Here is a 4,867-nt window from a genome sequence, read left to right as displayed (position 1 = left end):
CGCGGGGGACCCCTCCGAACGTCGTGGAGACGGATCCGGCGACCTGGTTCCTGCTCGCAACCGGGCGGCTGACATGGCCCGAGGCGGTGCAAAGCGGGGCGGTCCGGGCGAGCGGAGCGCGGTCTGACCTGTCCGCGCACCTTCCGGTCGGCGGGACCGTTCCCCCCGGGTGAGCCGAGGAAATAGACTGACCTGGTGGCTAAGCCAGACGGGCGCCTAACGCACGATCTTGATCCAGAAGACCGCCCGCCGCGGGACGCCTGTGGCGTGTTCGGTATCTGGTCCCCGGGTGAGGACGTCGCCAAGCTCGCCTATTACGGACTGCACGCGCTTCAGCACCGCGGTCAGGAGTCGGCCGGCATCGCGGTCAGCGATGGCAGGCGGATCGTCGTGCACAAGGAGATGGGCCTGGTCGCCCAGGTGTTCGACGAGCCTTCGCTGCGGGCGCTGCGCGGCGACATCGCGGTGGCGCATTGCCGGTATTCGACCACCGGCTCTTCGGTGTGGGCGAACGCGCAGCCGACCTTCCGGTCCACGCCGACGGTGTCCATCGCCCTCGGGCACAACGGGAACCTGACCAACACCCGCGAGCTCGCCGCGATGCTCGCCCCGGGCAACGGGCACGGCACGCTCGCGGCCACCTCGGACACCGACGTGCTCACCGAGCTGTTCGTGCAGGGGCCGGCCGGGGCGCCCGGGGGGCCCGCGGGGGACGGCCCGGGCCCCGGTGGCATCGCGGAGGCGGCGGCACGCGTCCTTCCGCTTGTCAAGGGCGCCTACTCGCTGGTGTTCATGGACGAGAAGACCCTGTACGCGGCGCGCGACCCGCAGGGATTCCGGCCGCTCGTGCTCGGCCGGCTGGGGGCCGCGGGCTGGGTCGTGGCGAGCGAGACCGCGGCGCTGGACATCGTGGGCGCCTCCTTCGTGCGCGAGGTCCGGCCTGGCGAGCTGATCTCGCTCGACGAGCGGGGCGTCAGGTCGCGGATCTTCGCGGCGGCCTCGCCGAAGGTCTGCCTGTTCGAGTACGTCTACCTGGCCAGGCCGGACACCACGATCGGCGGGCGCGGCCTGCACGCCGCCCGGGTGCAGATCGGCCGGACGCTGGCACGCGAGCACCCGGCCGACGCCGACCTGGTGATCCCGGTGCCCGAGTCGGGCACCCCGGCCGCGATCGGGTACGCGGAGGCCAGCGGCATCCCGTACGGGCAGGGCCTGGTGAAGAACTCCTACGTCGGCAGGACCTTCATCCAGCCGAGCCAGACGATCAGGCAGCTCGGCATCAGGCTGAAGCTTAATCCCCTGCGCGACGTGATCGCCGGCCAGCGGATCGTCGTTGTCGATGACTCGATCGTGCGCGGGAACACCCAGCGGGCGATCGTGGCCATGCTGCGCGAGGCGGGGGCGCTCCAGGTGCACGTCCGGATCGCCTCGCCGCCGGTGAAGTGGCCGTGCTTTTACGGGATCGATTTCGCGACGCGGGCCGAGCTCATCGCCGGCAGCTGCTCGGTCCCCGAGATCTGCGCTTCGATCGGCGCCGACTCACTCGGCTATGTCTCGCTTGCCGGGCTCGTGGCGGCCACAGAGCAGCCGCCCGGTTCGCTGTGCCGCGCCTGCTTCGATGGCCAGTACCCGGTCCCTGTCCCGGACAGCGACCGGGGCAAGAGCGTACTTGAAGCGGCGGGAAGCCGCTGACGGCCGCGGCGTGAACTGACGCGGACAGCCTTGAGCCGGTGCGCCGCGATGGCGCACCGCCTTCGGCTACTGACAGCGGCTGCGGTTACCGGCACAACCTAGGGCTTGGACCAGGCGTCCTCGGCGTCTTCGTCGTCCTCGGCGTCCTCGTCCTCGTCGCCGGTGTCCTCGTCGCCGGTGTCCTCGTCGGCAGCATCGTCGTCGTCGTACGCAGCGTACGGGTCGTTCTGGTCCCCGCCCCGCTGGTCTGATCCGACGCCCAGCTCCGCACGCAGCCGGTCAAGGTCCGTGCCGCCGCTGTTGTACTTGAGCTGGCGAGCAACCTTCACCTGCTTGGCCTTGGCTCGGCCGCGCCCCATTGGCTCGACCCCCTCGAACGTCCGGAGCCGTGCGGCCCCACGATGCTTGTGTTGCCGGCTATCCGGGTGCGCGCAGTGCCTGCCGTTCGGCTTGCCTGTGACACACACAGAATCGCCGTAGATCCCCCCTTGGGGAACTCGGCGCTCGCCAGCTTCCGTACACGTATAACCGTACCCGGTTTGCGGCCCGTATGACTACGCCGATCCGCTGCTCGCCGTACTCACGCACCGCGTTCGCGGCGCGGTGGCCCCGGCTGGCCGCCGGTTCTCGTCTCGTGATCACGGTGAACAACGGGAAGTGTGTTGTTATATCACGATTCGATCAGGGTAGATTACCCTAAGTGTCTAGGGGACTACAGAACCAGAGGTCGCGCGCTCCGCCCGGGGAGCGGCGCTGAGCCGTGCACCAGAAAGACTCGCGGGGCAGTATTTCCGAATCTAGCCCGATGCGACGATTAGTATCGCTAGAATCACGGTGAGTGACACCGATCCAAGGAGCAACGGGGCATCCCACTACAGAAACTTCGCGCCGGGTGGTCGACTTGTCACCGCTGGTGATGGCAATATGGTCCCTGTAGGCCATATGAGGACATCAACGACAAGCTCCTTGCGGAGCACCATGGCCAGACAACAACAACACGAGGATCGCTACACCGGTCCAGGAGGAGAGGCCGCACCAATGTCCGCACGTACGCCAGAGGCTGAGCCGCTGTTGACTCCCGCCGAAGTCGCCACGATGTTCCGTGTCGACCCGAAGACGGTCACGCGCTGGGCGAAGGCAGGCAAGTTGACATCGATCCGCACGCTGGGGGGGCACCGGCGTTACCGGGAGACCGAGGTTCGTGCACTGCTGGCGGGGATCCCGCAGCAGCGTTCTGAGTAACACCCCGCGTCAGGAGCGTGCCGGGAGCACGGCGGTTAGCCGCAACGTGCCCCCCCGCCATGCTCACGGCGGAGCTCGTCCGGTGGAAATGGGGGGTCGGCCCCAGCGGGCGGGGCGGTTAGCGCGGCGCTTACGCACCGCGTTCGCCGCTCCCGCCGTGCTGGGGCCGGTCCGGTTTGCTTTCCGGGCATCAAAACTTACAGGGGAGGATGCACGATGCGTGATCCAGAGCAGGTCGCGCGCGCGCAGCATGCAGCTGCGCGCCTGGAATCGGCATGGGAGCGCTGGCGAGCGCTCCAGGGCATGGCGGACACGCCGCCGCAGCCGGTGGTCGGGTATGTGGGCTACGCGCTCAAGGAGCCATGGGGCCAGCCGCGTGCCGTGATCGGGTTCAGCGCCGACGAGGCGGAAAGACTGGCGGAATTCCTCGAGCACGAAAACTCCGATGTGGTGCTGCCATCGCAGCCGCTGGCAGGCAACCCTTATCCGCTGCCGCCGCAGGTGCTGCAGCAGGTGCCACAGCTAGCGGTGCCGCAGCCAGCGGTGATGTCGCAGCCAGCGGTGCTGCAGCCGGTGCCGCAGCTGTCGGTGACAGGCCCGCAGCCGATCTACACACCACAGCCATCGTTTACGCCGCAGCCAGCCACGCAGGTGGCCGCGGTACCGTCGCCACCCGCGCAGCGGCAGCCTGCGCAGCGGCAGGCGCCGTCGTCGTCCCGGCCGTCCCCGCAGCCCCGGGCCGGCCAGCAAGGCCGGGCCAAGCCGGCCAGGTCCGGGGCGAAGCCGGCGGCACGCAGGCGCGTCCCGGCGACGGACGCCGGCGGCGTGCCCGCTCAGGCAGCCGACGCCGACGCGCAGCCGGGTACGGCCGCGCAGGCAGCGCCGGAGTCGGTGGGGGCAGAGAACTCGTGACGAGCCTACGCCCGTATGAACATACGGTTCCCCGAGAAGGCTTCGTTACCAGCCAGTTATCCGGTTCCCAGCATTGCCCCAGCTTCTTATCAGGAACCGGTGCCACACTGATCGTATAGGGGTCAATCCCGCTACCCCTCCCACGAACGTCTGGGCTCGGGACGGCCAGGCCCCGGCCCGAGCCCAGACTCGTCCCGTTCCCGTCGGTGTCAGCTGGACTGCTTGTCCGCGACGACTGACGCGGGGCCAACTTCGGCCGTGCAGTACATGCACCGGGACGCCGCGATCGGGATCGTGCTCAGGCACTCCGGGCAGTTGCGCTCGGTCGCCGCCTGGTTGCGGTTCATCCGTGCCGTGACCTTCGTCATGGGGGCCACGACCAGGAAGTAGATCACGGCCGCCATGATCAAGAACGCCAGCACGGCGTTGATGAACAGGCCGTATGAGAACTTGCTGTGGTTGACCGTGAAATAGAGGCTGCCGAAGTCGGGTTTCCCGCCGATCGCCGCGATCAGCGGCGTGATGAAGTCGGCGACGAGCGCCGTCACCAGGGCGCTGAACGCGGTGCCGATGACGACCGCTATCGCGAGCCCGACGATATTGCCCTGGGCGAGGAAGTCCCTGAAGCCCTTCATGTATTCAACCCCCATGCTGTGGACCGCACTGCCTCCGCTGTAGCGGAGGATACCGATCACACCGCGCTCAGCGTAACCATCCCGCAATCTATTGCGGACAGTGACTATCACATTCCTTAGCGGAGTCTGCGTGGCCGGCGAGGCAGTCGCCGGGGCTCGTTTCTGGTGACGGATATCATGCTCACCATGGGAGGAGGCCGCGCCCGCGGCCGATCGCCGGAATACCGCACCATGCGCTCGAATCAGCAAGCCAGCCAGCCGCGATCCCGCCGCATAGAGTTCGTGTTCCTGCCCGGACTCGGCTTCGTGGTCGAAGCGGAACTGCGCGAGCGGCTTTCGGGCATCCGGGGCGTGCGCATGGTAACCGGGCGCTCCGACGCGATCAG

The 4,867-nt window shown here is 68.4% G+C and carries 7 protein-coding genes; 5 read left to right on the top strand and 2 right to left on the bottom strand.

The window, feature by feature from the left end; translation table 11 throughout:
* On the top strand, window positions 1-173 hold a 173-nt coding region (locus Q1N79_RS00035; protein WP_300602482.1), incomplete at its 5' end, for a sterol carrier family protein.
* Between the two features lie 22 nt (window positions 174-195).
* A complete protein-coding gene (gene purF / locus Q1N79_RS00030; protein ID WP_300602475.1) occupies window positions 196-1,692 on the top strand; it encodes an amidophosphoribosyltransferase in 1,497 nt (498 codons plus the stop codon).
* Window positions 1,693-1,790: 98 nt separating this feature from the next.
* On the opposite strand, the gene Q1N79_RS00025 is transcribed toward purF, so the two are convergent.
* Entirely contained in the window at window positions 1,791-2,051 is a 261-nt protein-coding gene (locus Q1N79_RS00025) for a DUF3073 domain-containing protein (protein WP_300602472.1), read from the bottom strand.
* A gap of 679 nt (window positions 2,052-2,730) precedes the next feature.
* Here Q1N79_RS00025 and bldC point away from each other — a divergent pair.
* Window positions 2,731-2,934 carry a developmental transcriptional regulator BldC gene (gene bldC / locus Q1N79_RS00020; RefSeq protein WP_013133571.1) on the top strand — a complete coding sequence of 68 codons (204 nt, stop codon included), beginning with the start codon at window positions 2,731-2,733 and terminating at the stop codon, window positions 2,932-2,934.
* Window positions 2,935-3,150: 216 nt separating this feature from the next.
* A complete protein-coding gene (locus Q1N79_RS00015; RefSeq protein ID WP_300602389.1) occupies window positions 3,151-3,846 on the top strand; it encodes a hypothetical protein in 696 nt (231 codons plus the stop codon).
* 209 nt (window positions 3,847-4,055) lie between these two features.
* Here Q1N79_RS00015 and mscL read toward each other — a convergent pair whose 3' ends face one another.
* Window positions 4,056-4,496, bottom strand: a complete 441-nt coding sequence (mscL, locus tag Q1N79_RS00010; protein WP_367185005.1) for a large conductance mechanosensitive channel protein MscL — start codon at window positions 4,494-4,496, stop codon at window positions 4,056-4,058.
* A 150-nt stretch (window positions 4,497-4,646) separates the two neighbouring features.
* Between mscL and Q1N79_RS00005 the strand changes: the two genes are divergently transcribed.
* On the top strand, window positions 4,647-4,867 hold a 221-nt coding region (locus tag Q1N79_RS00005), incomplete at its 3' end, for a hypothetical protein (RefSeq protein ID WP_300602385.1).

This window comes from Trebonia sp. (assembly GCF_030042015.1).
Classification (GTDB): Bacteria; Actinomycetota; Actinomycetes; order Streptosporangiales; family Streptosporangiaceae; genus Trebonia.
The sequence above is the reverse complement of the archived record's forward strand: the minus strand, read 5'-3'. Positions and strand labels throughout refer to the sequence as shown.

Excerpts from the sequence above, each read along its gene's own strand:
- bldC (WP_013133571.1), top strand. The coding sequence starts at position 2,731 with ATGTCCGCACGTACGCCAGAGGCTGAGCCGCTGTTGACTCCCGCCGAA.
- mscL (WP_367185005.1), bottom strand. The coding sequence starts at position 4,496 with ATGGGGGTTGAATACATGAAGGGCTTCAGGGACTTCCTCGCCCAGGGC.
- Q1N79_RS00015 (WP_300602389.1), top strand. The coding sequence starts at position 3,151 with ATGCGTGATCCAGAGCAGGTCGCGCGCGCGCAGCATGCAGCTGCGCGC.
- Q1N79_RS00025 (WP_300602472.1), bottom strand. The coding sequence starts at position 2,051 with ATGGGGCGCGGCCGAGCCAAGGCCAAGCAGGTGAAGGTTGCTCGCCAG.